The sequence below is a fragment of the Candidatus Binatia bacterium genome (assembly GCA_029243485.1).
GTDB lineage: Bacteria > Desulfobacterota > Binatia > UBA12015 > UBA12015 > VGTG01.
The window spans coordinates 82231-105790 of sequence record JAQWRY010000007.1; the positions used below are offsets into that span (position 1 = coordinate 82231).

Genomic DNA, 23560 nt, shown 5'->3' on the forward strand with positions numbered 1-23560 from the left:
GTCAGTGAAAAGGCTCACCAGCCGCGCAGGTCGATCGGCCAGCTCTCGAGGACCTGCTCGCCGTCTACGACATGGAGCTGCTCGTGGTAGGCGACGGTCGGATCGACGTGAGCGGGTCGCACGCGGATCCGATCCCCGACTCGCGGCGACGGGGTCCGCGCGAACGTGATGTGCTCATCCGAGCAGAACCAGATCTGGGCGTCGTCGATAGCCGGGTTGCCATGGTCCATTCCGAGGGCCTTGAGGCCGCAGTCCGCCACCACATAGTCGGCCGAGGTCGAGATCACAGTGGACAGGATCGTGAGCGCCGGCCGAAAGGGAAGCTCGAGCCGGCCGTAGGCCGTGTCCATCAGGGCGTACGAGCCCGCTTGGATCTCGGTCGCGAGCCCGTTCAGCGCGTAGGTTCCCGTCCCTCCGGCGGAGATGGTGTCGCCGCCCACGGCGCGGTGCGCGGCCGCGAGCCGTTCCATCGATTGGTTCGTCTCGCTGGTGCGTCGCACGATGTCTTCGAGGCCGACCGCGTGCCCCTCGTATCCCATCACCCCGCGCACCGTCAGCCCCTGGCGCCGGGCTTCGTCGGCCAGAGCCCCCGCACGATCGGGAGAGCAGCCGCAGCGTGGGAGGCCGACGTTCACGTCGATCAGGACTTCGGTCACCCCACCGCGCGTGGCGGCGAGAATCGTCTCGCTGGAATCGACGGCGACGGTGACGCGGCCGGGCAGGGAGCGGAGCCGGCTCGCGTCGAGCACCTCGTTCGCGAGCAGAAGGTCGTCTCCGAGTCCGGCGTGCGCGAGGCCCTCCATCTCGCGGAGAGTCGCGCAAGTAAACGCAGGGTGGCCGGCGCGTGCCTGCAGCTTCGCGAGCTCCGTGCACTTGTGCGCCTTCACGTGCGGGCGCAGTCGGCGGCCGGGTAGGGTGCGCGACATCGCCTGGATGTTGTGGTCGAGGGCGGCGCTCTCGACGAGGAGCGCGGGAGTGGTGAGGTCGTGGAGGTTCACCCCTCGGCTATGCGCGATGCGGCCCAGGGTGACAAGCGCGGGTTCAGGCGATCAGACCGAGGCGGGTCGATCCCCCGTAATCGAACCCGGGGAAGACGGCGTCGATGTCTCCGTTCCCGAGGTGCCGTTCGATGACCTCGCCGAAAAAGGTTCGGAAGTCTGTGGTCACGTCGAGGTCGCGGCCCTGGTAGAGATCCCCGCTGCCCAAGCCCGGCCAGTCGCCGTACACTTTGCCACCGCGGACGGTGCCGCCGAGGGCGAGCATCGCCGTGCCGTGGCCGTGGTCGGTCCCGCCGGAGCCATTCTCCGCCGCGGTGCGACCGAACTCGCTCATCGTCATGAGGCAGACGTCGTCCATTCGGTTGCCCATGTCGGTGCGAAACGCCGCCATCGCATCGCCGAGTGTACGCAACAGGTTTGCGAGTTGGCCGTTGTTGCTTCCCTCGTTTACGTGCGTGTCCCAGCCGCCGACTTCGAGGAAGGCGACCTCCACGCCGAGGTTGCTCTTCAGGACTTGAGCGACTTCTCGGAGTTGCCGGCCCAGAGCGCCGTTGGGGTAGGCCGCGCCGTTGGCAGGCGTGTACCCGCCGAGGCTCGTGAAGATCGCGTAATTGTCGAGAGTCTCTTCCACGGTCTGGCCGATGAGGTCCGTGCGGCCCCGGTACATGTCATCGATCGCGGCACGGGCGAGATCTCCTTGTCTGCCGGTCCCCAGGTCGAGGTTCAGGAGGCTGGCCGCGGCGTACACGCTCTCCGGCCCGGCGAGGGCACGCGGCACGTTCCCTGTGACGGCGACGGCGCGAAGCGTCGTCGGTTGCGAAGGGGGAATCGTTTGGAGGTGGCGATTGATCCACCCGTCTTCGGTCGTCTTGTCGCCCGGCGTCCCGGTCTCCATGTAGTCCTGCGCGTCGAAGTGGGATCGCGTCTCGTCGGGCGAGCCGCACGCATGGACTACGGCGAGCTCGCCGTCATCGAACATCGGCTCGAGTGCGGACATCGAGGGGTGCAGTCCGAAGAAGCCATCGAGGTCGAGCACACCGCCATTCGAACCGGGGCGGGGAAGCGCGATCGAGTTCCGCAGGGAGTAGTAGCGGGACTCTCCGTGGGGCACGACCATGTTCAGGCCGTCGACCGCGCCGCGTTGGAAGATGCAGACCATTGCTCGTCCGGGAGTCGTCTGCGCGCAAGCGGACCGAAGTAGGAACCGGGGCCCGGCTCCGAGCGTTGCGGCCGCCGCGAGGCCGCCGGTTACGAACTGACGGCGATTCATCGTTCTTTTGCGCAACATGATCAGCCTCCTTCCTACTGCAGTTGGAACTCGGGGCTTCCGAGGACCATCGCGACGAGGAGACTGGGGTCGGCTCCTGCCGCTGCGGCGTCTTCGAGCGCTTTGCGCGTTCCGTCACTCGGAAGCTGACCGAGGAGGTATTGCGCGAGGCCGTCGGTTCCCCAGATTTGGAGAATCGGCTCCCACAGGGCGGCGTCGACGCGGGCGCCCTCGAGGCGATTCGCCGCTGCGAGGAACCCGAACTCGAAACGGGTCACCATGCCGCCTGGGCTGAGAATTTCGGCCCCGACTTCGGGCCAGCCCGTTGGCGGAGAGGCGCGGAGCATGGGCTGTCCGAGATCGCCCACCATCCGCGTCGCAGCCACGCCGAGCGTTACGTCGGCGCCGGTGGCGCGAAGCGCGCTCGCGACGAGTTCGAGCGGCGTCTTCGCCTTGTTGGCCCGATAGGCCGGGTCATAGAACTCATCAGACAGGATGACGCTCGCGACCGTCCACCCGATGTGTCCCCCGGTCGCGAGGAAGACTGCGGCCGTTCGATCGACTAGCTCCTGGGGCGGGTTTTCAGCGACGAGGCGCTGCAGAATCTTTCGTGACAGGAACTCCGCCGTCGACGGGTGGGTCGCCAGCATGTGAAGGACCTGCAGGCCCTCACTCTGGTTGCCGGAAGGGATCGTCGTTCCGAGCACCCTCTTCGGGCCGGGGTCATGGATCCGCGGAAGGAAAGTGAACCCTACGGTTCCGGTTCGCGCTGCTGTGAAGGTCCACCCGGTGAAGGCGCGTGCGATCTCAATGATGTCTTCCTGCGTGTAGCCGCCATCCACGCCGAGCGTGTGCAACTCCATCAATTCGCGCGCGTAGTTCTCGTTGATGCCGCTGTTGCGACCGCGCGTGCCGGGCGCCGCGCTGAGGTAGTTGTCGAGATAGTAGAGCATTGCTGCGCTCTCGGCGGTGGCGCGCAACATGTCTTCGAAGTAGCCGAGTGCGTTGGGCCGGATGGCGTCGCGCACGTACGAGACGACGGCGAGGCGGATGGGGCCGTCTTGTGCGGCGACGTTGAAGTGGTTGAACCAGAAGTCGGTCATCACTTCTTGCAGTTGGGCTTTGCCGTGAACGGCGCGCGTCAGGTTGGCGGACGCGACCTCGACCGGCACGCGTCCCGGCGGCCCGATTCCCATCGGCTCATCGTTGCCGTTCTGATTCGGGTAGTTGGCGAGCAGTTCGGAATTGGTCATCGGGAGGGCGGGGTAGATCGACAGCTTCGCGTCGAGGTCGGGATCGGAGATCCCAGACGGGAGCAGTTGCTGGCCGACCCAGGCGCCGCGACCAATGCGGTGCACCTCCTCGATGAGTTCGGTGCTCGGGCCGAACGCGGCGCGGTTCAGCAGGTGGAGCACCCGCGCATCCTCGGCGGTGCTCGACACCGTTCCGAGAGGGCCCTCGTTCGCGCCGGCGGGTCCTGCAATCGTCAAAAGGGCGGCAACCGCCATCCCCGCAAGTGATATGACCTTCATCACAACCTCCATCGGCCACCATGGCCGTCTCACACAATAGGATGGCACGGAGGCTAAGTCGGTAAAATGGGCAATTATCCCTTTTTAGTGAAAAGTGCGTCGATCGGAGTCAGGGCGCGCTCGGCAAACCGAAAAAGCTCCGCGGGGCGGTGGGGACCCCGCCGGACGCGTCCGCTCGGGACGACCAAATCGAGTGCGAGAACTTTCTTTCGGAAGTTCCTCCGGTCGAGGTCCCGCCCGAGGATCGTCTCATAGGCTTTCTGGAGCTCGGCAAGGGTGAACCCGTCGTCCAGGAGGCCGAACGCGATGTTGGTGTAGGCGAGCTTACCGCGGAGCCGCTCGAGCGCCTTTTCGCCCACGGCGCCGTGATCGTAGGCGAGGGCCGGCAGGTCGTCGGACGGCCGCCAGTGCACACCCGGAGCCTCTTCGACGTGCGGGATCAACGCGAGGTAGGCGACGGACACGACTCGAGAGCTCGGGTCCCGGCCGGGCTCGCCGAACGCATAGAGTTGCTCCAGGAAGGCGCCTTCCGGAGACAGGTGGCGCTCAAGGCAGCGGCGGGCCGCGACGTCGAGCGACTCCTCGGACTGGACCCGCCCGCCGGGAAAGGCAAAGAGGCTGGCGTCGTCCGTCGAGCCCACCTGGACGAGGGCGGCGTGCAGCCGTCCGTCGCGCAACCCGAACGGAACGACGTCGACGGCGACGGCGACGGACGCGCTCCTGCCAGTTTCGCCGAGTGGCGTCGTCGAGCGGCGCCGCTGCCCGCTCGACGTGGACCGGCGGCCTTCGCTCACGAGAGCTCGAGCATGCGCTTGAGCGAGCGTTCCGCTCCGGCGCGAACATCCTCATCGAGTTCGATCGGGTAACGCATCTCTTCGAGCGAACGGAGAGTGTCTTCGAGCGTGATCATCTTCATGTACGCGCAGAGCTTGCAGCTCTTGTAGAAGGTCTTCTCCGGGAGCTCGAGCAGTAGCCGATCCGAAAGACCGCACTCGGTGACGACGAGGAACTCCTGCGCGTCGCTCTCGCGAGCGTAGCGAATCATTCCGCTCGTGGAGAGCACGGCATCGGCCAGGTCGAGAACGTCCTGCCGACACTCGGGGTGCGCGAGCACCTTCACGCGGGGCAGGTGCTTGCGCACGCGTTCGATCTGCTCCGGCGTGATCTGGTGGTGGACGTAGCAGTTGCCGTCCCATGCGATGATGTTCTTCTTCGTGTTCTCCTGCACGTGTCTCGCGAGGTTTTCGTCGGGAACGAACAGGACGTTGCCCGTCGGTAGTCGCTCGATGACCTCGGTCGCATTGGAGGAGGTGACGCATACGTCGGAGACGGCCTTCACGGCGGCTGTGGTATTCACGTAACAAGCGACCTGCAGGTCCGGGTAGACGGCCTTCAGCTCGTCGCGTCGGTCTTCCAGGGTGTCGGCGTCGACGCTGTCGGCGAGCGAGCACCCCGCGCGCATGTCCGGCAAGAGGACGGTGCGCTCGGGCGAGAGGATCTTCGCGGTCTCCGCCATGAAGTGGACGCCGCAGAAGACGATCACGTCGGCGTCGAGCGTCGTGCCTTTCCGAGCGAGCTCGAGCGAGTCTCCCACGAAGTCGGCGACCTCGAAGATCTCCGGGCGCTGGTAGTTGTGCGCCAGTATGATCGCGTTGTGCTCGCGCTTCAGCTCCCGGATCCGCTCGACCGTGTCGGAGATCTGGTCGCAACGGTCACGCGTGTAGACGGCAGGGTCGCCGAGCGGTGCGAAGTCTCGGAAGAGATCTTCGCCCGACCGCGGTTGGTTCTCGGACATCGAATGTGGACTCCCCTCTAGTTGTGTACGAGTTACACAACCTGTGGGATGGCCGCAAGGGGCGGGAGGTCGTCGTGAGCCATCTTGGGTCAGCCTCCTAGGAGCCCGCGAGGGTCATTTTCTCGATCAGCAGGGTGGGCGCGCAGACTCCGGCTCGGAACTCGAGGTCGTTTCCGAGCATCTGGATGTTGTGGAACATCTCGAGGAGATTCCCGGCGATGGTGACCTCCTCGACGGCGTGGGTCAGCTCGCCGTTTTCGATCCAGAGGCCGCCCGCGCCACGGGAGTAGTCGCCGGTGACGCCGTTTACGCCGAAGCCGGAGAGGCTGGTGACGTACAGTCCGCTCTTCACCGAACCGACGATCTCTTCCGGGGTGCTTTCGCCCGCGGCGAGATAGAAGTTGGTTGGGGATGCGCCGGGTGCATCCCCGGCGGAACGCGAGGCGTTGCCCGTCGACGTCATGCCGAGCTTGCGGGCGGAGTAGGAGTCGAGCAGGTAGCTTGTCAGGCGTCCGTTCTCGACGACGACGTTGCGACGCGTCGCGAGCCCTTCGCCGTCGAACGGGCGAGACGCGAGACCGCCGGGGAGCCGGCCGTCGTCGACGACGTTGATGTTGGAAGACGCGATCTCTTCGCCGAGTTTGTCGAGGAGGAACGACGCGCGATGGTAGAGCGCGCCGCCGCAAACAGCCGATGCGAGATGGCGCATTAGTGAAGCGGCGCTGATCGGGTCGAAGACGACCGGGAGGCTCTGCGTCGGTACCTTGCGCGCGTTCAGGCGGCGCAGTGTGCGCTGTGCCGCGATGTTTCCGACGCTCTCCGGATCCGCGAGGTCCGCGTACGCGCGCGAGCTGTCGTACCAGGAGTCGCGTTGCATCTCCTCGCCGTCAGTGGCGACCGGCGCGACGGAGATTCCGTAGCCGGTGGTGCGATAGCTTCCGCGGAACCCGCCGGACGATCCGTACGCGACCCGGCTGCTGGAGTGGGAGAACTCTGCGCCCTCTGAGTTCGTCAGCCGTGGGTCGGCATCCAGCGCGGCTTTCTCGCAGCGAGTGGCGAGGCCGATCCGGTCGTCGGGGGAGATGCCGTCGCCGGCGTCGTCGGCCAGTCCGAGTTCCGGCGTGTCGGTCGCGAGGGCTTCGGTCGGCGGGAGTCCCGCTTCGGGGTCCGCGGCGACGATGGTGGACATCTCGACCACGTCGCGGACGAAGTTCTCGATGGCGTCGCCGGCGAGGTCGGCGGTGGACGCCATGGCGCTCGCCTGACCGGAGAAGCAGCGGATTCCGAGCCTGCGCTCCCGCGACATCTTGACGGTTTCGACTTCGCCGAGACGCACCTGCGCCGCCGAAGAGCCCCATTCAACGAAGACGGCGTCGGCATCCGATGCGCCCGCCTCGCGGGCCGTCTCGAGCGCGCGGTCGATGACGGCGTTCGACGGTTCGCCCTGCGCACTCATGCCTGGGTCCCGCCCACGGTGATGCCGTCGATTCGGATCGTGGGGAGGCCAACACCCACAGGGATGGACTGCCCGTCTTTTCCGCAGGTCCCGATGCCGTCGTCGAGTTTCAGGTCGCAGCCGACGCGTGTGATGCGCTTCATCGCTTCGGGGCCGTTCCCGATGAGAGTCGCTCCCTTCACTGGGCCGGCCAGTTTGCCGCCTTCGATCCGATAGGCCTCGCTCGCCGAGAAGACGAACTTGCCGCTGGTGATGTCGACCTGGCCGCCGCCGAAACTCACCGCGTACAGGCCGCGGTCGACGGACCGGATGATGTCTTCGGGATCGTCCTCCCCGGCAAGCATGAAGGTGTTCGTCATGCGGGGCATCGGATAGTGCATGAAGCTTTCGCGCCTCCCGTTGCCCGTTGCGGGCACGCCCATGAGACGGGCGTTCATACGGTCCTGCAGGTAGCCGCGCAGGCGTCCCTTCTCGATCAGCACGTTGCGCTGGGTCGGGGTGCCCTCGTCGTCGATGTTGAGCGACCCGCGCCGTGAGGCGATCGTTCCGTCGTCGACGACGGTGCAGAGTTCGGACGCGACCTGTTCGCCGAGAAGCTTCGCGAAGGCGGACGTGCCCTTGCGATTGAAGTCTCCTTCGAGCCCGTGGCCGACGGCTTCGTGAAGCAGTACGCCGGGCCACCCGGGGCCGAGGACCACGTTCATCTCGCCGGCCGGTGCATCGGTCGCGTCGAGGTTCACGATGGCCTGCCGGGCCGCGTCTCGCGCGAAGGCGAGGGCTCGTTCTTCTCCGTCGATCAGGAACTCGAAGGCAACGCGGCCACCGCCGCCGGAGGAGCCCTGTTGGCGCTTGTCGCCATCCTCCGCAATGCAGCTCACGGACACGCGGAGGAGCGGTTGGTGGTCGGCGACGAGCTCGCCCGCGGAGTTCGCGATGAGCACGACCTTGTCCTCGACGGCGACCGAGGCCATCACATTTTTGATGCGCGGATCGAAGCTGCGTGCCTCCTTGTCGAGTCGCGTCAGGAGCGCGGCTCGGTCGGTGAGGCTCGGGAGCAGCGCCGCCGAGTCGACGGGATAGAGATCGTGTCCGGGGGCGGTCGGTGTGCCCCGGAGGTCGACCGAGCGCGATTCCGAAGCGGTCGCGGCGATGGCGCGGGCGTTTTCGGCTGCGAGTTTCAGGTTGTCCAGCGAGAGCTCGTCGGAGAACGCGTAGCCCGTCTTCTCCCCGGCAAGGACGCGAACCCCGACGCCCTGAACGATCTGCTGATTGGCCTTCTTGACGATGCCTTCATCGAGCGAGACCGAGTGCAGCGAACGGTGCTCGAAAAAGAGGTCGGCGAAGTCGGCGCGTCGGGCGAGGGCGGTGCCCAGTGTCGCCTCGAGAGCGTCGACATCGAGGCCGAACCGATCGGCGATGAGCCGCGCGGGAAGGAGGTCTGTAGAGTCCGTAGGGTTCGTCACCCCCGGATCATCCGGGCTGACAGGGACAGAGTCAATTCAGGTCACTGCAGCGGCGGCAGGTCGCGGGTCAGGCGATCGATGAACTGCTGGATCACGTCGGCTTCCGGGTCTTCGGGAGCTCGTTCGAGATAGGCTTTGAGATCGGAGACGGCGGCCCCCGGGCAGTCGAGCCGTTGGAAGAGGGCGCCGCGATCGCGCAACCAGGTGGGGTTCTCGGGGTCGACGTGGACGAGCCGGTCGACCGCTGTGAGCGCGCGGTCCTGGTCCTTCCGGCGTAGGTGGTTCATTCGGAGGTTCACGAGCATCCGCGTGAGGACTCCGCGGGTGTCGGTCGGGTTCTGCAGGATCTGCTCGAGTTGCGCGGAAGGTTGGCGCGAACCGGCTTGCTCCATCTGCGCGAGCAGAGCATCGCGCTCGACGACGCGGCCACCGTGAAATGGATCCAACACGGCCCCCTCGTCGACGACGAGGAAGTGACCAGGAGTGTTCAGGCCTGAGGCGGTTCGCCCGAGCGTGCGGGCGACGCTCAAGTATACGACGGCGAGCGTGATCGGGATGCCGACGCGACGGTCGATGACGTCGTTGAGGTAGCTGTTGCGGGGATCGTAGTAGTCGTTCGCATTGCCGGTAAAACCCTCGGTCTCGAAGATTTCCTGGGCCATGGCCTTCTGTACGGCGTCTGCCGATGCGTCGCTCGCCACCGCTCGGGTCACGCGCTCCGCCAGGTCGGTCAGGTAGCCGCGGTACGCGTCGACATCGAGTTCGGGATACTCCTCCGCCGCAATCCACAACGCGCCGGTCGCGGGGTCGCTCCCCGGGTCGCCGGCGGTCTCGTACAGACGCTCGCGGATCTCTTCGACAGAGCGGGACGGCATGCCGTAAGGACGCTAGCATCGGGTCCGAGCCCGTTCGAACACGTGTTTCGGGGTGGACTGGACAAGGCTCTGGCCCTGTCTCTATACTCCCGGCACTCTGGGGAGTCGTCCCCGGCGAACACCCGCTCAGTATGGCTCAGGCCAAGGGACCCGTGGTCTCGTTGATGTCTGCCGTAGAAGGGCCAGAACCCCTGGTCATCCTACCGCACGACAATCCGGACCCAGACGCGCTCGCGAGTGCTGCCGCAGTGCAGTACTTGCTCCGGGAGCTCTGCGGCCGCGAATCGATCATCGGGCTCGGCGGCATCATCGGGCGGGCCGAGAACCGGGCGATGGTCAAATACCTCAACATCAGGCTGGTCCCGGTGAAGGAAATCGAGTTCTCGCCGGATCGCCGGATTGTCCTGGTCGACACGCAGCCGGGGCGCGCCAACAACTCACTTCCGGCCGACATCGTGCCCACCGGGGTCATCGACCACCATCCGGCGTACGGCCCGAGCGACGACATTCCCTTCGTCGACATGCGGGACGATTACGGGGCCACCTCGACGATTCTGACCGAGTACATACGCGATTCCCACGTGACGGTGGAGAGTAAGATCGCGACGGCCCTGTTCTACGGAATCGCCGCCGAGACGCAGGATCTCGGGCGCGAATCCACAGAGGCCGACTTCGCTGCGAGCCACTTCCTGTACCCGTACGCGAACAAGCGGCGCCTCGGGAAGATCGAGAACGCGCGCGTGCCACGAGAGTACTTCCGCGCCTTCCGAGACGCGATCGATGCAGCGACCGTCTACGACAAGGCCATCATCTCCGACCTGGGCGACGTGTTGTACCCGGACATGGTGGCCGAGGTTGCCGACTTCCTGCTGCGGCTGGACGATGTCGAATGGGCGCTCGCGATGGGCTCGTACAAGAAAGGCCTGTACGTCTCGCTGCGGACGACCGAGCGCGAGACGAACGCCGGCGAGATCCTCCAGAAGGTCCTCGGAAGCAAATCGGCCGGCGGGCACGACATGATTGCCGGCGGGCGCGTAAGGCTCGATGGCAACGGACTCGAGCGCGAGAAGATGGCAGTGAAGGTGAAGGAGCGCTTTTTGTCGCGGCTCGAACTCACCGGCGCCACGCGGCAGGACCTGGTCTAGGCTCAGAGGGAAAGGCAGCTTCGGCGGCCCCGCCATTGGCGGAGGCGGAGTGGGCTTCATTGGAGCGGGATGCGCATGAGAAAGTGGCACCTGCGACGCCGGCTCAGTGGCGCCTTTGGTCGCCTGCTTTTCGGTCGCTGCCACCCGGGCCGAGAACGCCGCGAGCCTGCGCTAGGCCGCGACGAGTCCCCGCCGGTCGCCTCCTCGATCGCGCGTGCCGTGCAGGAGGCGGCTGCACGGACGGAGGAGTGCTCCATAGAACCCTACTTGTGCCAACATGATTCTGAGGCGAACTCAGATATTCGAGGAGAACTCTTCTTTTCGAGAATGGCTCTTGTGTGCGTGGATTTTTCACTGCTATGGCTGTCCGCAGTGGATCCTCTGCCCGCAGCCCCCGAAACCCTTTTGGAGATCCAGCAGGTGGGGCGGCAGATGCGGCGCGGTGCCCTGCTCAGTGCAGCTCGTAAGCTGCTCGCGGACCGAACTTTCGGAGACCTCCGAATGCGGGACGTCGGCCGGGCTGCCGGAATGAGCGAGGCGAACGTCTACAACTACTTCCGCAATCGCACGGAGTTGTGCGGCTGCCTGGTGCTGGATTTCTTCGAGGACCTCGTGGCGCGCCTCGCGTGCTCGGCGGACCGGGGCCTGGGACTCGAGCACCGCCTGTTGCAGTGTGCCGACATCTTGGGCGACGCGTTCCACGCGGCCCCTCATCGCCACGCTCTGATCGCGTTTCACGAGATTCACCAAACGGGCAAGACGAGCGACTTTTCGCCAGAGCTGTCGGCCCGAATCGCTACCGCGATCCGTGCGATGCACGAGCCGCTGATTCGTACGGTGGAAAGCTACACCTTCCTAGGCGCTCGCGAGGCGACCGACCTCGTGGGTCATCTGGTCATCCTCGCGAACGGCGTACTTCTGCAGGCGTTCAAGGCCGATGGAACCCGCTTCTCGGCCTCAGAGCTGCGCCACAACATCCGCTTGGCTGTCCGCGGAGTCGTTCGCCTCGTTCCCGAGTTCGAAGTCGAGCGTGACGAGGGTCGCGTGCCTCTCCTCTCGTAGTCCACTCGATTAGTGCCGAGGTCGCCAGCACCTTTATTCGCCCTTGGGAGGGCCCAGATGACAAAACGAGCAGTAGTCATATTGACAACAATTTTGGCGACCTCTCTCGGTCCGCTCCTCCTGCCGTCTCACTCCGGCGCCCAGATCCCGACGGCCGATGCGAAGTGCCGGAAGGGGCTGGGCAAAGGCGTCTCGCTCCTGGCGAAGGTGGCGGTCGCCGAGCAGCTTCGCTGTCACAAAGCGAGAATGTTGGGGCAGGTTCCCAGCGTGGTGGACTGCGGCGACCTCGGCCAATTGCCCGCCCCCGGCTCCCTCAAACTCCAGAAGGCCGAGTACAAACTGGGGAGTCTCGCAGACAAGAAATGCACGCTGGGTGGAGCAGCTGCGCCGGCGGCTCTGGGGTTTGTTTCGTGCCTGAGCCCTTGTGACGCGCTTCCGGTAGACGACTACCACGACGTTGCCGCCTGCCTAGTGTGTCTGACGGAAACAGGAGCCTCTGAAGCTGTGGGCCTTGCGTACGGCAGCCCGCCTACGCCCGGGCAGACGACCGACGATGTCACCTGTCAAACCGAGATCGGCAAAGCGCTCTCGAAGTACGTCGCCCGCAAGGTGAAGGAGCAGCAGCGCTGCCAGTTCAAGCAGGACAAGGGAAAGATATCGGAGATCGTGGACTGCGAGACCGCCGACTTGGTTGGAGCGCTCGCTCGAGAACTCCAGCGAGTGAATGACAGGATCGCGGAGTGCGACGCGGTTGCACTGGGCAATCTCGATAGCTGCGGCTCCGACGTGCCGGCCGAGCAGGCCTGCCTGCAGGCAGGGGGAGATCTCCACGCAGACGCGTTGTATCGGGCGGTCTATGATCCGGTGCCCGCAGGGCCGACCCCAACACCCACTCCGACCCCAACACCCACTCCGAGCCCGACACCGACGCCCACTCCGAGCCCGACGCCGACGCCGACACCCACTCCGAGCCCGAGCCCGACGCCGACACCCACTCCGAGCCCGCCGCCGCCGCCGACACCCACTCCGAGCCCGACGCCGTTCGCGGCCACGTTCTGCAGCGTGCCGGGAACTCCGATAGCCATCCCCGACGATGATCCGGCCGGAGTGTCAGACGAGCTCGTCGTCGCCAGCAGCGGGGCCATCGTCGACCTGAACACGGCGCTCGAGATCTCGCACGCTTGGGTCGGAGACCTGACATTCACCCTCACGCACGCGGATACCGGCACGAGCGTCACGCTCATCGATCAGCCCGGGGTTCCGGCTTCGGGCTTTGGCTGCTCCGGAGACGACATCGACGCAACGGTGGACGACGAAGCGGCTCTGCCGATCGAAAGCGAGTGCGCGGGCGCTACGCCCACGATCGCTGGGGCCCTTCAGCCCAACTCCGCTCTCTCCGCGTTCGACGGGGAGAATATCGCCGGCACGTGGACTCTGGCCGCGGCCGACGTGGCCTTCGGATCCAGCGGTACGCTGGACGAGTGGTGTCTCATCGTGAATGATCCGCCGACCGCGCCCGCAGTCGAGATGACGGCATACCGTCCTCAGGCCGAGACGTACGGTGCGCCACTTCTCAGACGGCCCGTTGCCGACGACGAGGAAGAGAGTCCAGGCGCCGGCCTCCGAATCAATGGGGACGACGACGACGGCAACCTGAGCCCCGATCGTGATGATCTTTCGGTTGCCGGCGAGAACGACCTCATCGAGGTCGAGCTGACCGTCAACCAGGTGCCAGCGGCGCCCGGAGTCGAGTACGTGCTTCGGCGCACCAACGGCAGTATCAAGGTCTGGGCCGATTCGACCAAGAACACGCCGATCCTGAATGCGAACGACGAGGCCGTCCTTTCCTTTGCGAGCCTCACGGAGGCGGTGTGGGTCGAGAACCCCAACGGCGGCTCTGCGTTCCTCGACCTCGAAGCGCGAACCGCGCCGGGTGGTTCGGTGCTCTCGACGGACCGCGTCAAGTTCTTTACCTTCACGAGCATCGTGATCGGCCTCCACGGGGAGTTCCAGTTCCCGACGGACCCGCCCTGGGGGCCGAACGAGGGCGTTTCAGTGCTTGCGGTCGCTTTTCACGAGGAAGCCTACGATTCGCACATGTACGTCGAGAACGAGGTCGAAAGCGACGGCTCGGGGGCAGTGTACGACGAGATCGTCGATGCGGTTCAGAACCGGGGCGTCACTTCGGTTGCCCTCTACGGCTTCAGTCACGGCGGTGGGTCGATTTGCGATCTGGCGGATCGGCTCGAGACGAACAAGGCGAGCATCGGGACGTTCGATCTTCTCTTCACCGCCTACATCGACGGCATCGAGAACGACTCCGACATCGACCTCGATCCGGAGACCTGTCTGCCGTCGGGGACGGGACACCACGTCAACTACTATCAGCAGTTCGGGATCGTTCCGCCTTGGGGGGGCTTCGTGCCCGGGGCGGATGTCAACGTGAACGTGACCAGTACCGCTTGGGGCTTGCTCCTGTTCCACATCACCATCACGAACCACATCAACGTCCAGAACGGCGTCCACGATCCTCTGGTCTCGCTGGTGCCGCGATGAGGCCGGTGCCTTCACGGCGAGCCCGCGCGCGATTGGCTTGCTCGTCACCAGTGCCGTCGTCATCGCCGTACGGGTTCGGATCGCCGCGTTCGTCGGCGCGAAATGAAAATGGACCCGCGGGTGCGCCTCACAACCACTCTCTTACCTTCGGATGCTTGTGCGTCCCGTAGTTGTCGACGATGAGGTGTAGCTCGCGGCGCGGGTAGCAACGTCCGTGCACCTTCCCGCTGGCAACTTCCGAAGCGACGAACAGCGTCGTCGGCCCGGGGCGCTTGTGGTCGTGTGTCATGCGAGCTGGAAGTCCTGAGCGCATCGGCCGCAGGGGCTGGGTGCGATCAAGGGCCTGAATCTGAGACTTCTCGTCCACGCATAGGACCAGCGCTCGCTCCGGAAGGGGGCGTCGGCGTTTGTGACGTAGCCGAGTCCTGCGATGGTCTTGGCACCGAGTGCCCCGGTGCGGACCTCTGCAACGGTACCGAGACGTGCGATGGCTGCGGCACGTGCGACCCGGACCCGGACCTGAGCTGCGACGACGCGAATCCGTGCACTTAGGATTCCTGCGATCCCATTGAGGGGTGCGATAATGCGCCTGAGCCCGCGCCGACGGGTGCGGACACTTGGGAAAAGGGCCTCCTTCCAGTGAGCGAGAAAGCTCCCGCGAACGAGACGATCGTCGCCAAGCTCCTCAAGGGGCCCGAGCCGCCGCAGAGCTGCACACGCTTAGGTCCCCTCGGTCCGCCCTGTGAGTCCCGCTTCCACCTCCCGGCGGACATCGTCGTCTGGGTCCCTCCGCGCCGCCTCGAGGGCTCTGCCCACGGATGTTCCCGCGACGTCGCGGAGAGCGGCGAGGGCGCCCGCGGCATGGACCCGGACCAGAGGTGCGTCGTGGGTGGCGAGGGCGGCAGCGAGCGGTGGAACGGCACCGGGGTTCCGGGTGTTTCCGAGAACGACCGCCGCGTTGCGCGCGAGCCCGATACGACCCGCGCGGCGAACCGCGCTCCCGCCATAGAGGGCCTCGAATCCGCCGTTGTCGAGCCCGAGCAGGTCTGCCAGTCGGGGGGCGAGCACGTCTCGGGGTACCGAAACCGCGTCGTCGTTCCACGGGCAGACCATCTGGCAGATGTCGCACCCGAACACCCAGGGGCCGAGCCCGGACCGCAGCTCCCGCGGGAGGACCCCCCGATGCTCGATCGTGAGGTACGAGATGCATCGCCTCGGCTCCAGTCGGAACCCGGGCTCGATCGCGTCCGTCGGACAGGCGTCGATGCATCGCGTGCAGGTGCCGCATCGGTCGGCGACGGGGGGGTCGGGCTCCAGCGCGGCCTCGATTAGGAGCTCGCCTAGGAACGCGTAGGACCCGCGTGACTCACTCAACGTGAGCGTGTGTTTCCCGGTCCATCCGACGCCGGCTCGCGCGGCCCACTCGTGCTCGAAGACGGCGCCGGTGTCGACGAACGCCTTTACCTGCGTGCCCGGGAACGCATCGCGCACGGCTTCCGCCCACCGCTCCAGCCGTTCCCCGATGACGTCGTGATAGTCGGGGCCGAGGACGTAGGCCGCGATCCGGCCTCGAAGCTCTTCGCGCCAATTCACGTCCGGCGGGGGCGGGGCCTCGTACGGGAAGAACGCGCTCACCATCGTGCGTGCCCATGGATACCGGGTGCGCGGGTCGAGGCGCGCCTTCTTGTGATGCAGGAGGAACCGCATGTCGCCTGCGCGGCCGTCGTGGAGCCACTGCTCGTAGAACGCCTCGCGATCCAGCGGTTCGATCCGGGTGGCGCGCATATCGAGGAAGCCCAGGCGTTCTCCGGTTTCGACGATCGAGCGCTTTTCTGCGGTGTGCTGCACCAGGGGAGCTTGGCGCGCCCGAGGCAGAGTGACAAGTCGCGGCAATCCGTTGCCGACCGTCACGGCGTCGTCGCCGGGGGGCGCAATGCGATGGCGGGAGGAACGAGGCGACCTGCGCGGGATCTGACTCACCGCCGCACGGTTGGGCTCGGAACTGCGCGGTCGTCACTGCGTTTGCCCGGAGGTTTGAGAGCATTCGACACCGCTGCAATGGGTGTCGGCCCCCCGGTGTGCGCTCCGGCATGACCGTTGCTCTAGATCGTGTTCATCCTGTCCCCCGCACGGACGCGGGGGCTCATCGAATGAAGGGGCGAGCATGATGCAAAGCGCTGCGAGATCGACCACGACGAACCGCCGACGAACGGAAAACGGTAGGCGAGCCCCTTCACGGCACCGCGGCGCCGGTGCCGCGCGCCCAACGGAGCTGCGGCCGCTGAGCGAGGGGGACGTCACGACGTACCTTCCGCTGGTCCGTCAGGTCGTGCAGCAAGTGCAGGCCGGGCTGCCCGCTTCGATCGAGTACGACGAGGTCATGAGTTGGGGCGTCGACGGACTGCTCGACGCGTCGAGAAAGTACGATGCGAGCAAGGGCACGCACTTCCAGACATACGCCCGCATCCGGATCCGCGGCGCGATCTTGGATCAGCTTCGATCGCTCGACTGGGTGTCGCGCACGACGCGACAGAAGGCGAACCAGCTGCTGCGCAACGTACAGGAGCTCGAGCACTCTCTTGGCCGTCAAGCCTCGCACGACGAGTTGGCTGAATCGATGGGGATCCCCATCGCTCGCCTGCACCAGCTGATGAATGAAGTGGGGGACCTCTCGATGGTGTCCCTGGAGGATGTTGCGTTCGGTCGAAACAACGAAGGCGTCTCTTTCGAAGACTACATTGCGTCCTCCACGGGCGATCCCATGGCTGCGCTCCTCTCGCAGGAACGCGCCGGGGCTGTCGCGAAGGCGATCCAGCAGCTTCCCGAGAAGGAGCGCATGGTGATGCCGCTCTATTACAATAGCGAACTCACGATGAAGGAAGTGGGCGGGCGTCTCGGAATTACGGAGTCGCGGGTCTCGCAGCTCCACACCCAGGCGATCACGCGACTGCGGTCGATCCTCGCGGACTTCGCACGCGACGAGGCTCCCGCCGGCATTTGAGCGCTACGGCGTTCGCTCGGCGAGGCGCGCCTGCGCGCGCTGGTAGTCCTCGCGGTCGTTGACGTTCACGAAGCTCCGCCCCGCCGGGTCGAGGGTTCGGAGCGTCTCCTCGTCGATTCGTGCGACGCGAACCGCGTCGAGATCGCGTGTCGGACTTCCGCCGCCCGCTGCGAGCTGGGCCTGAAAGTGCCGTGACATGGTCGCGGTGCGGTACGCGGCGAGCAGCGGCTCCGGGCGCCCGTCGCGAACCGGCAGCACCACATCGAGGGCCCTGCCTGCTTGCGCGTGGGCGAGAAGCCCCTCGACGAGGTCTGGAGCCAGGAACGGGCTGTCACAGCCGGTGACGAACGCCCATTCCCCCCGGGCGGCCGCGAGGGCGGTCGCGAGGCCGCCGACCGGGCCTTGGTGCGCCTCGCGATCGCGCACCACGGTGACCGGAGTCGCGCCAGCGGCCGAAAGCGCCATTGAAAGCGAGGCGACGAAGTCAGGCGGGGCGTACTCCGCGGTCGCGACGGAGAGGATCAGATCGTCGCAGTGCGGGCGGAGGGCGCGCGCGACGTGCGTCAGCAGCGCCTCGCCATCGAGCTCGAGCAGGGCCTTCGTCGTTCCCATGCGGCTCGAACGGCCGCCGGCGAGCAGGATCCCGGTGTGGGCCGGTGTCACGAGCGGCGTCCCGAGGACGCGGCGTGCGCCTCGGGGCGGACGAGTCCACGCTCGGTCAACATCGCGTCGACCTCGGCATCGTGGGGCTCGGTGGGCAGTGCGGCGACGACGTGGTCGGCGTGACAGATCCCGAGGACCTGCCATCCGTGGTTGCGGAGGTGGTGGATCAGGCGATCGTAGGAGCCGCCGCCGCGCCCGAGGCGGTTCCCCTTGCGGTCGAGAGCGACGGCTGGGGTGATCAGCGTGGCGGGCAGGTCGATCTTGTCGAGAGCCACGGCATCGCCGGCGGGCTCGAGGAGGCCGCCGGGCCCGGACTCGAGCAGGCGCGAGCCCGGTTCGACGGCGATGAGTTCGAGCATTCCGTCCTCACGGCACCGGGGGAGCAGGATCTGGGCTCCGGACCGGCGCAATCGGTCCATGAGGGGTGCGATGTCGAGTTCTCCGTCATTCGCGAGGTACCCGACCACGCTGCGCGTCTGGGCGAGCGGGTCCGCTCCGGCATGGCGCGCCAGGGCGTCTGCCGCGCGAGTTTGTAGCTCGGGCGAGAACGCCCGCCGGGCCTTGCGCAGGTTGCTTCGAAGGCGCCGTTTCGTGGTCCGTGCGTCGTCTCCGGCTTCCACAGGACACCTTGTACCGCCTTGGGCGGGGCTGTTACAGTCCCTGTTTTACTCGCGGCGCCTATTTCGTTCGCCGCTAGCGCTTGGAGAAGTCCCCCGATGGCCCCTAAGAATTTCTACTTCACCTCCGAGTCCGTCTCGGAGGGGCACCCCGACAAGATGTGTGACCAGATCTCCGACGCTGTGGTCGATGCGATCCTGGCTGAGGATCCTCGTGCCCGCATCGCCTGCGAGACCCTCGTCAAGACGGGAATGGTCGTCCTGGCGGGCGAAATCACCACCGACGCGAAGATCGACTACGCGCAGGTCGCCCGCGATGCCGTGAAGGAGATTGGGTACACCTCCTCCGACATGGGCTTCGACGCCGACACGTGCGCCGTCCTCACCGCGATCGACCGCCAGTCCCCCGACATCAGTCAGGGTGTCTCGCGGGAGAGCGACGAAGACCAGGGCGCGGGTGACCAGGGCCTCATGTTCGGCTTCGCGTGCGACGAGACGCCGGAGCTCATGCCGCTACCGATTTCGCTCTCGCACCGGCTGGTCAAGCACCTGGCTCAGGTCCGCAAGGAAGGCGTGTACTCGTTTCTTCGCCCGGACTCGAAGTCGCAGGTCACCGTCAAGTACGTCGACGGACGCCCTCAGGCCGTCACGAGCGTCGTCATTTCCACGCAGCACAGCGAGGACGTGTCGAACGAAGAGCTCCGCGAGGCTATGATCGAGGGCGTCATCAAGAAGGTCGTTCCGGCCGAGTTCTTGAGCGACGACACCGACTACCACATCAATCCGACAGGTCGTTTCGTCGTCGGTGGCCCGATGGGTGACTGTGGTCTCACCGGACGAAAGATCATCGTCGACACGTACGGCGGCTATGGACGTCACGGTGGCGGCGCGTTCTCCGGCAAGGACCCGTCCAAGGTCGATCGCAGCGCCGCGTACATGGCCCGCCATATGGCCAAGACGGTCGTCGCGGCAAAACTCGCGACCAAGTGCGAAGTGCAGATCGCCTACGCGATCGGCGTCGCGAAACCGATGTCGGTCCTCGTGGACACGTTCGATACGGGCGTCGTTTCGGACGAGCAGGTCTCCGACGCGCTCCTCGAAACGTTCGACCTGCGTCCCTACGGCATCATCAAGGCGCTCGACCTGCTCCGCCCGATCTACAAAAAGACGGCGGCCTACGGTCACTTCGGCCAGGCGCCCGAGGGCGGCTTCTTTACTTGGGAGAAGACCGACCAGGCGGACGCGCTCGCCAAGCGCTGCGGCAAGTAAGCCGCGCCTACCGGCGGAGCGGAGGTCTCACAGAGGCCCCCGTTCCGCTGGGCGGTCGCGAAACGCCCGGGTGGTCGCGTAGCGAGAAGCGCCACGGTTTGGCCGCCCAGGCGCCGGCGTAGTCGATCCCGATTCGCGCAAACCGCACGATGTCCTCTCTCCCCATGGGAGAGAAGCGGCCGGCCTGCGCAACGAGCAGTTGGATCACTCCCCGGCGGAGATCGGTCCCGTTTCGGGTGCGGTCGATGCCGAGAGCCTTCGTAAGGTTCCCCGGTCCGCGGGCGAGGTGCGCCTGGGAACCGTTCCTGAAGCCCGACGAAGGCCTCGGAAACCGCAGAGCCGCTCCCCAGGGGGAAGCCGAAGTTGGTGAAGAAGAGCTTTTTCACGTCGCGGTTCTCGCCGAATCCGACGGCGAGGCCCGAGGGGAAGTCGAGATCGCCTCGGGTCACGTAGGCTTCACGAGTCGCGCTGCTCGGCGATACGGTCCAGATCTCATTCCCGCCGGTCACGAACATGTCGCCTCGCTGGTCGAAGGCGATCCCGGTCGTCTTGTCGAATCCACTGGTTGGGATGCGAATCAACCGGCCTTGCGACACCGCCAGGACCTGGGCTGCGTTGGGCGCGGCTGCGAAGATCTCGTTCTGCGGGCCCGGGAGGAGGGGAACTAAACTAGTGGTGCAGGGCCTTGGCGGGAGCGGGCTGCAGGTTGCCGACCGCCTCGGCAAAGTGCCCGAATTCCTCGTCGCTCAGGTACAGGTCGAGCCCGTGGTCGAAGAACGAGATGCTCACATTTGCCGAGCCCTCATCGTCGACGAACCGGACGATGCGGAAGCAATCGCATTCGTAGAGGATGTCCTCGTCTTCTCGCTGCGTCATCGTGGTCTCCCCGGGGGGCCTCGGCCCGCCAGGTTCCTTCCTAGCCGGTGCCGCCGGGCAACGCCACAGGAGCCGGAGGGCCGCTCCGTCAGCGCCTCAGCCGCTCCATGCTCCGGCGGTCCCGCTTGCTGGGTCGACCGCTGCCGCGTTCTCTTTGGACGAGTGGAGCTTCCGCCCGCGGTTCGGGTGGAGGGCTCTTGTCCTCGTACAGGAGCTGGGCGTCCGGGGCGGGAAGACGGCGCTCTCCAAGCCCCAGTACGATCAGGTCGCGCAGGCCCCTGGGGCCCTGGATCCGGACCCGGTCACCGATCCGGACCGGGCGGTGTGCGCTCACCCGGCTGTCATTCACCGAGACCTTGCCCCCGGCGCAGGCTTGCTGAGAGAGCGTGCGGGTCTTGAAGACCCGCACCGCCAGGAGCCACCGGTCGACCCGGACGTTGTTGGCATGGTCCCCCATCCTAGAATTCCTCACATGAAGGGCGCGATCCGGCAATGCCCTGCGGCTGCGGGCCGGGCGTGAAGTCGCCCGCGCGTAGGGGTATCCCTCCGTGGATGGTGGCCCCGGCGAATGCCCCGTCTGCGACTTGTCGCGCCGGTGGGGAGGACGATCGCGAGTACATGGTCGGGCTCGCTGAGAGCACGTTCGTCGATCTCGGAGACTACCGCGCCATCATCGCGCAGTGGCTCGACGCTCCGCGTGTGCAGAGTGTGCTCGTTTTCGAGGCGGGTGTCCCGCGGGGATTCGCTCTGGTCGCGCAGCACCGTGGTCTCGGGTTCTTCCGGTCCTCGTGGGGCGAACTGGTCGCTATCACGCTCGAGCCTGGTGTCCGTGGCCGCGGCCTCGGCTCGCTTCTCCTTCGAGAAGCGGAGGACAAGGCGCGTACGTGGGCGGCACAGGAGATGCGTCTGCACACCGCAGCCGAGAACACGGCTGCGCAGTCGTTCTTTGCGGCGGCGGGGTACGGCGTTCGCGAGGGGCGGGTGACGTACTACCCGAACGGCCAACCGGCGATCGAGTTCCGCCGCCTTCTGGACGGTCCCCCGGTCGAGCCCGGTCCCTAGCCTTCCTTCGCCAGCAGCAGCTCGAGGTAGCTCTCTGCGATCGGAGGGTGCTCGCCGACTTCGAGCCTGCGCGCGAGTTCCTCCAGTGACGTCCGTCCTTGTTCGACCGACGCTGTCGCGACCTCGATCTCGCAGAAGACTCCCAGCCCGTCGATGCGGTCGAGGCTGATCACGGCGCGCGGGGGCCCGTCGAGCACGTACTCGGTTCGATCTTTCACTACGCCCGCAACGGTCGTGAACCCGAGGCGCTCGAGGAAGGTCCGGGCCGTGTCCAGCTCGGTCCCGAGGGGAAATTCGATCTCCTCTCGGGTTTTTCGGGGTGGGTCGAGCTTCGGCCCCTTGTACGTGACCTTGAGTCCGCCGGCATCGAAGCGCAGGCGGAGCGCCTCGTCCGTCTGCGCGAAGTCGCGGCCCGGATGCGCGAAGTACAGATCTCGCTGATCGAGGGAGGGCTGGGCGGAGGCGCCGAGCGTGGCGAGCCGGGTGTGCAGTGCCTCGGCCGTCGGTTCATCGATCTGGAGCTTGATCTCCGCTTCGAGCATCGGCGTTTCGTCTCCTCTCGCGTCGCTCAGACGAGCTCGCGGCGGTAGGTCTGCAGGATGTCGTCGTCGAGGTTCCTAATCGGATATCGGTTGCCCGAACTCATGTTCACGACGCGGGCACCTTCGAGGTCGACCCGCAGCGTTTCGCCGGTGTGGATGCCCATCGCCTCGTAGATCTCGATCACCGGTAGCCCCGCGGCCAGGGCGAGCCGCGCGAACGACGGGTCGAGAGTGGTGGCCAGCACGGCGGAAATCCCGGCTGCGCGAATCGCGCGGATCGGCCCCTCGTCGACGGTATCGCTGCCGAAGCTCCCCGCGACCAGCATGTCGCCGACCTGGACCCGCGTCGGGAAGTCTGGGTCGATTGGGGTCATGAGAAGCGCCCCCGGCTCGGCCGCGGTGGCGGCTTTCGGCGGCGCGATGCAGTCCGCCGGGACTTCGAGTCCGAAGGCCCACACCCGTCCGGTCAGGATCGGACAGTAGGGGGTGTCGTCGCTCATGCGGAGTCTTTAGTATCTCGCCAGGAAAATTCCACGATGTCGCGGCCACGAGGCCGGCTCGCTATCCTTGGCTCGCATGCACATCCTGGTCACCAACGATGATGGCATCCTGGCCCCGGGGATCGCCGCCTTGGCCGAAGCGCTGCGTCCGCTGGGCGACGTCGACGTGGTCGCGCCCGAGTCCGTTCAGAGCGGCGCCGGGCACGCGATCACCTTCGATGCCCCGCTGATCTGTGAGCGGGTCTCGGTGGACGGGAGCTTCTTCGGTTGGAGTGTCGATGGCCGGCCGGCGGACTGCGTGAAGCTGGGCGTCCACGAGCTCTGCCGAAAGCGGCCGGACCTCGTCGTGTCGGGCATCAATGCCGGGGCCAACCGGGGCGTCGACGTCATCTATTCGGGCACGGTCGCGGGCGCGGTCGAGGCCGCGTTCATTGGAATTCCGTCCGTCGCGGTCTCGCTCGAGGCGTCCGGGGGATTCGACTTCGAACAGGCTGGCTCGATCGCACGGAAGGTGGTGGCCCGGGCACTCGAGATCGGCATCGATCCGGGTACCGTCCTGAACGTGAATATCCCGCGGCTGGACGAACGAGCGCCGCGGGGTGTGAGGGTCGTCCGGCAGAGCACGGCGCCGTGGACCGATACCTACGACCGCCGAGCCGATCCCCGCGGGCGCCCGTACTTCTGGCTCGGAGACGAGGGGGAGAGGGGGACCGGAGACCCGCCGGAGACCGATCTCTCGGCGTTGCGCGCGGGGTACGTGACCATCACACCACTGCAACACGACCTGACCGAGTACGAGCAATTGCGCCGCCTGGAGGGGGCCTGGCCGGTCGACGACCGGTCCTGAGCGACGGCAGTAGAGCCGTGCCGCGGTTGTGGTT

22 protein-coding genes and 1 pseudogene are annotated in these 23560 nt (G+C 66.4%); 7 read left to right on the top strand and 16 right to left on the bottom strand.

Going from position 1 to position 23560, the window contains the following annotated elements; all coding sequences use genetic code 11:
- Positions 1-14: 14 nt before the first annotated feature.
- The 8 genes from P8R42_04075 to P8R42_04110 all read right to left on the bottom strand — a co-directional run bounded on the left by P8R42_04075 (position 15) and on the right by P8R42_04110 (position 9386).
- On the bottom strand, positions 15-998 hold the full coding sequence (locus P8R42_04075; GenBank protein ID MDG2303827.1) for an alanine racemase: 984 nt from the start codon (positions 996-998) through the stop codon (positions 15-17).
- A gap of 43 nt (positions 999-1041) precedes the next feature.
- Positions 1042-2286 carry a DUF1501 domain-containing protein gene (locus tag P8R42_04080; protein ID MDG2303828.1) on the bottom strand — a complete coding sequence of 415 codons (1245 nt, stop codon included), beginning with the start codon at positions 2284-2286 and terminating at the stop codon, positions 1042-1044.
- A gap of 14 nt (positions 2287-2300) precedes the next feature.
- Positions 2301-3797 carry a DUF1800 domain-containing protein gene (locus P8R42_04085; GenBank protein MDG2303829.1) on the bottom strand — a complete coding sequence of 499 codons (1497 nt, stop codon included), beginning with the start codon at positions 3795-3797 and terminating at the stop codon, positions 2301-2303.
- 74 nt (positions 3798-3871) lie between these two features.
- Entirely contained in the window at positions 3872-4591 is a 720-nt protein-coding gene (locus P8R42_04090; protein MDG2303830.1) for a hypothetical protein, read from the bottom strand.
- The gene (nadA, locus tag P8R42_04095; protein MDG2303831.1) at positions 4588-5592 is read right to left on the bottom strand and encodes a quinolinate synthase NadA; all 1005 of its coding nucleotides are present in this window, start codon (positions 5590-5592) and stop codon (positions 4588-4590) included. The genes P8R42_04090 and nadA overlap by 4 nt, the downstream gene beginning before the upstream one ends.
- 97 nt (positions 5593-5689) lie before the next feature.
- Positions 5690-7048: a TldD/PmbA family protein gene (locus P8R42_04100; GenBank protein ID MDG2303832.1), complete on the bottom strand. Its 1359-nt coding sequence runs from the start codon at positions 7046-7048 to the stop codon at positions 5690-5692.
- Positions 7045-8511 carry a metalloprotease TldD gene (gene tldD / locus P8R42_04105; GenBank protein MDG2303833.1) on the bottom strand — a complete coding sequence of 489 codons (1467 nt, stop codon included), beginning with the start codon at positions 8509-8511 and terminating at the stop codon, positions 7045-7047. Before tldD ends, P8R42_04100 begins: the two co-directional genes overlap by 4 nt.
- A gap of 41 nt (positions 8512-8552) precedes the next feature.
- The gene (locus P8R42_04110; protein ID MDG2303834.1) at positions 8553-9386 is read right to left on the bottom strand and encodes a tetratricopeptide repeat protein; all 834 of its coding nucleotides are present in this window, start codon (positions 9384-9386) and stop codon (positions 8553-8555) included.
- 164 nt (positions 9387-9550) lie between these two features.
- Here P8R42_04110 and P8R42_04115 point away from each other — a divergent pair, with 164 nt between their 5' ends.
- The 3 genes from P8R42_04115 (at position 9551) to P8R42_04125 (ending at position 14149) form a co-directional block, all read left to right on the top strand.
- Complete coding sequence (locus P8R42_04115; GenBank protein ID MDG2303835.1) at positions 9551-10531, top strand: DHH family phosphoesterase; 981 nt, start codon at positions 9551-9553, stop codon at positions 10529-10531.
- Positions 10532-10873: 342 nt separating this feature from the next.
- Positions 10874-11593, top strand: coding sequence for a helix-turn-helix domain containing protein (locus tag P8R42_04120; protein MDG2303836.1), 720 nt, complete (start codon positions 10874-10876; stop codon positions 11591-11593).
- A 93-nt stretch (positions 11594-11686) separates the two neighbouring features.
- Entirely contained in the window at positions 11687-14149 is a 2463-nt protein-coding gene (locus P8R42_04125) for a proprotein convertase P-domain-containing protein (GenBank protein ID MDG2303837.1), read from the top strand.
- A gap of 81 nt (positions 14150-14230) precedes the next feature.
- Here the strand turns inward: P8R42_04125 and P8R42_04130 are convergent.
- Both P8R42_04130 and queG read right to left on the bottom strand, forming a co-directional pair.
- Positions 14231-14540: pseudogene (locus P8R42_04130) on the bottom strand (IS630 family transposase).
- Between the two features lie 329 nt (positions 14541-14869).
- The gene (queG, locus tag P8R42_04135; protein ID MDG2303838.1) at positions 14870-15997 is read right to left on the bottom strand and encodes a tRNA epoxyqueuosine(34) reductase QueG; all 1128 of its coding nucleotides are present in this window, start codon (positions 15995-15997) and stop codon (positions 14870-14872) included.
- Positions 15998-16316: 319 nt separating this feature from the next.
- Here queG and P8R42_04140 point away from each other — a divergent pair, with 319 nt between their 5' ends.
- On the top strand, positions 16317-17150 hold the full coding sequence (locus P8R42_04140; protein ID MDG2303839.1) for a FliA/WhiG family RNA polymerase sigma factor: 834 nt from the start codon (positions 16317-16319) through the stop codon (positions 17148-17150).
- 3 nt (positions 17151-17153) lie between these two features.
- Here the strand turns inward: P8R42_04140 and P8R42_04145 are convergent, their stop codons facing one another.
- Both P8R42_04145 and P8R42_04150 read right to left on the bottom strand, forming a co-directional pair.
- On the bottom strand, positions 17154-17813 hold the full coding sequence (locus P8R42_04145; protein MDG2303840.1) for a molybdenum cofactor guanylyltransferase: 660 nt from the start codon (positions 17811-17813) through the stop codon (positions 17154-17156).
- Entirely contained in the window at positions 17810-18433 is a 624-nt protein-coding gene (locus P8R42_04150; GenBank protein ID MDG2303841.1) for a 5-formyltetrahydrofolate cyclo-ligase, read from the bottom strand. The genes P8R42_04145 and P8R42_04150 overlap by 4 nt, the downstream gene beginning before the upstream one ends.
- A gap of 96 nt (positions 18434-18529) precedes the next feature.
- Here P8R42_04150 and metK point away from each other — a divergent pair, with 96 nt between their 5' ends.
- Positions 18530-19699, top strand: coding sequence for a methionine adenosyltransferase (gene metK / locus P8R42_04155; protein MDG2303842.1), 1170 nt, complete (start codon positions 18530-18532; stop codon positions 19697-19699).
- 669 nt (positions 19700-20368) lie between these two features.
- On the opposite strand, the gene P8R42_04160 is transcribed toward metK, so the two are convergent.
- Both P8R42_04160 and P8R42_04165 read right to left on the bottom strand, forming a co-directional pair.
- Positions 20369-20575 carry a hypothetical protein gene (locus tag P8R42_04160; protein MDG2303843.1) on the bottom strand — a complete coding sequence of 69 codons (207 nt, stop codon included), beginning with the start codon at positions 20573-20575 and terminating at the stop codon, positions 20369-20371.
- Between the two features lie 88 nt (positions 20576-20663).
- Entirely contained in the window at positions 20664-21032 is a 369-nt protein-coding gene (locus tag P8R42_04165) for an RNA-binding S4 domain-containing protein (protein ID MDG2303844.1), read from the bottom strand.
- 95 nt (positions 21033-21127) lie between these two features.
- Between P8R42_04165 and P8R42_04170 the strand changes: the two genes are divergently transcribed.
- A complete protein-coding gene (locus P8R42_04170) occupies positions 21128-21637 on the top strand; it encodes a GNAT family N-acetyltransferase (protein MDG2303845.1) in 510 nt (169 codons plus the stop codon).
- On the opposite strand, the gene cyaB is transcribed toward P8R42_04170, so the two are convergent.
- Both cyaB and P8R42_04180 read right to left on the bottom strand, forming a co-directional pair.
- Entirely contained in the window at positions 21634-22179 is a 546-nt protein-coding gene (gene cyaB, locus P8R42_04175; GenBank protein ID MDG2303846.1) for a class IV adenylate cyclase, read from the bottom strand. The genes P8R42_04170 and cyaB overlap by 4 nt on opposite strands.
- A gap of 26 nt (positions 22180-22205) precedes the next feature.
- Positions 22206-22679, bottom strand: coding sequence for a hypothetical protein (locus tag P8R42_04180; protein ID MDG2303847.1), 474 nt, complete (start codon positions 22677-22679; stop codon positions 22206-22208).
- 76 nt (positions 22680-22755) lie between these two features.
- Between P8R42_04180 and surE the strand changes: the two genes are divergently transcribed.
- Positions 22756-23526, top strand: a complete 771-nt coding sequence (gene surE / locus P8R42_04185) for a 5'/3'-nucleotidase SurE (protein ID MDG2303848.1) — start codon at positions 22756-22758, stop codon at positions 23524-23526.
- Positions 23527-23560: the final 34 nt, after the last annotated feature.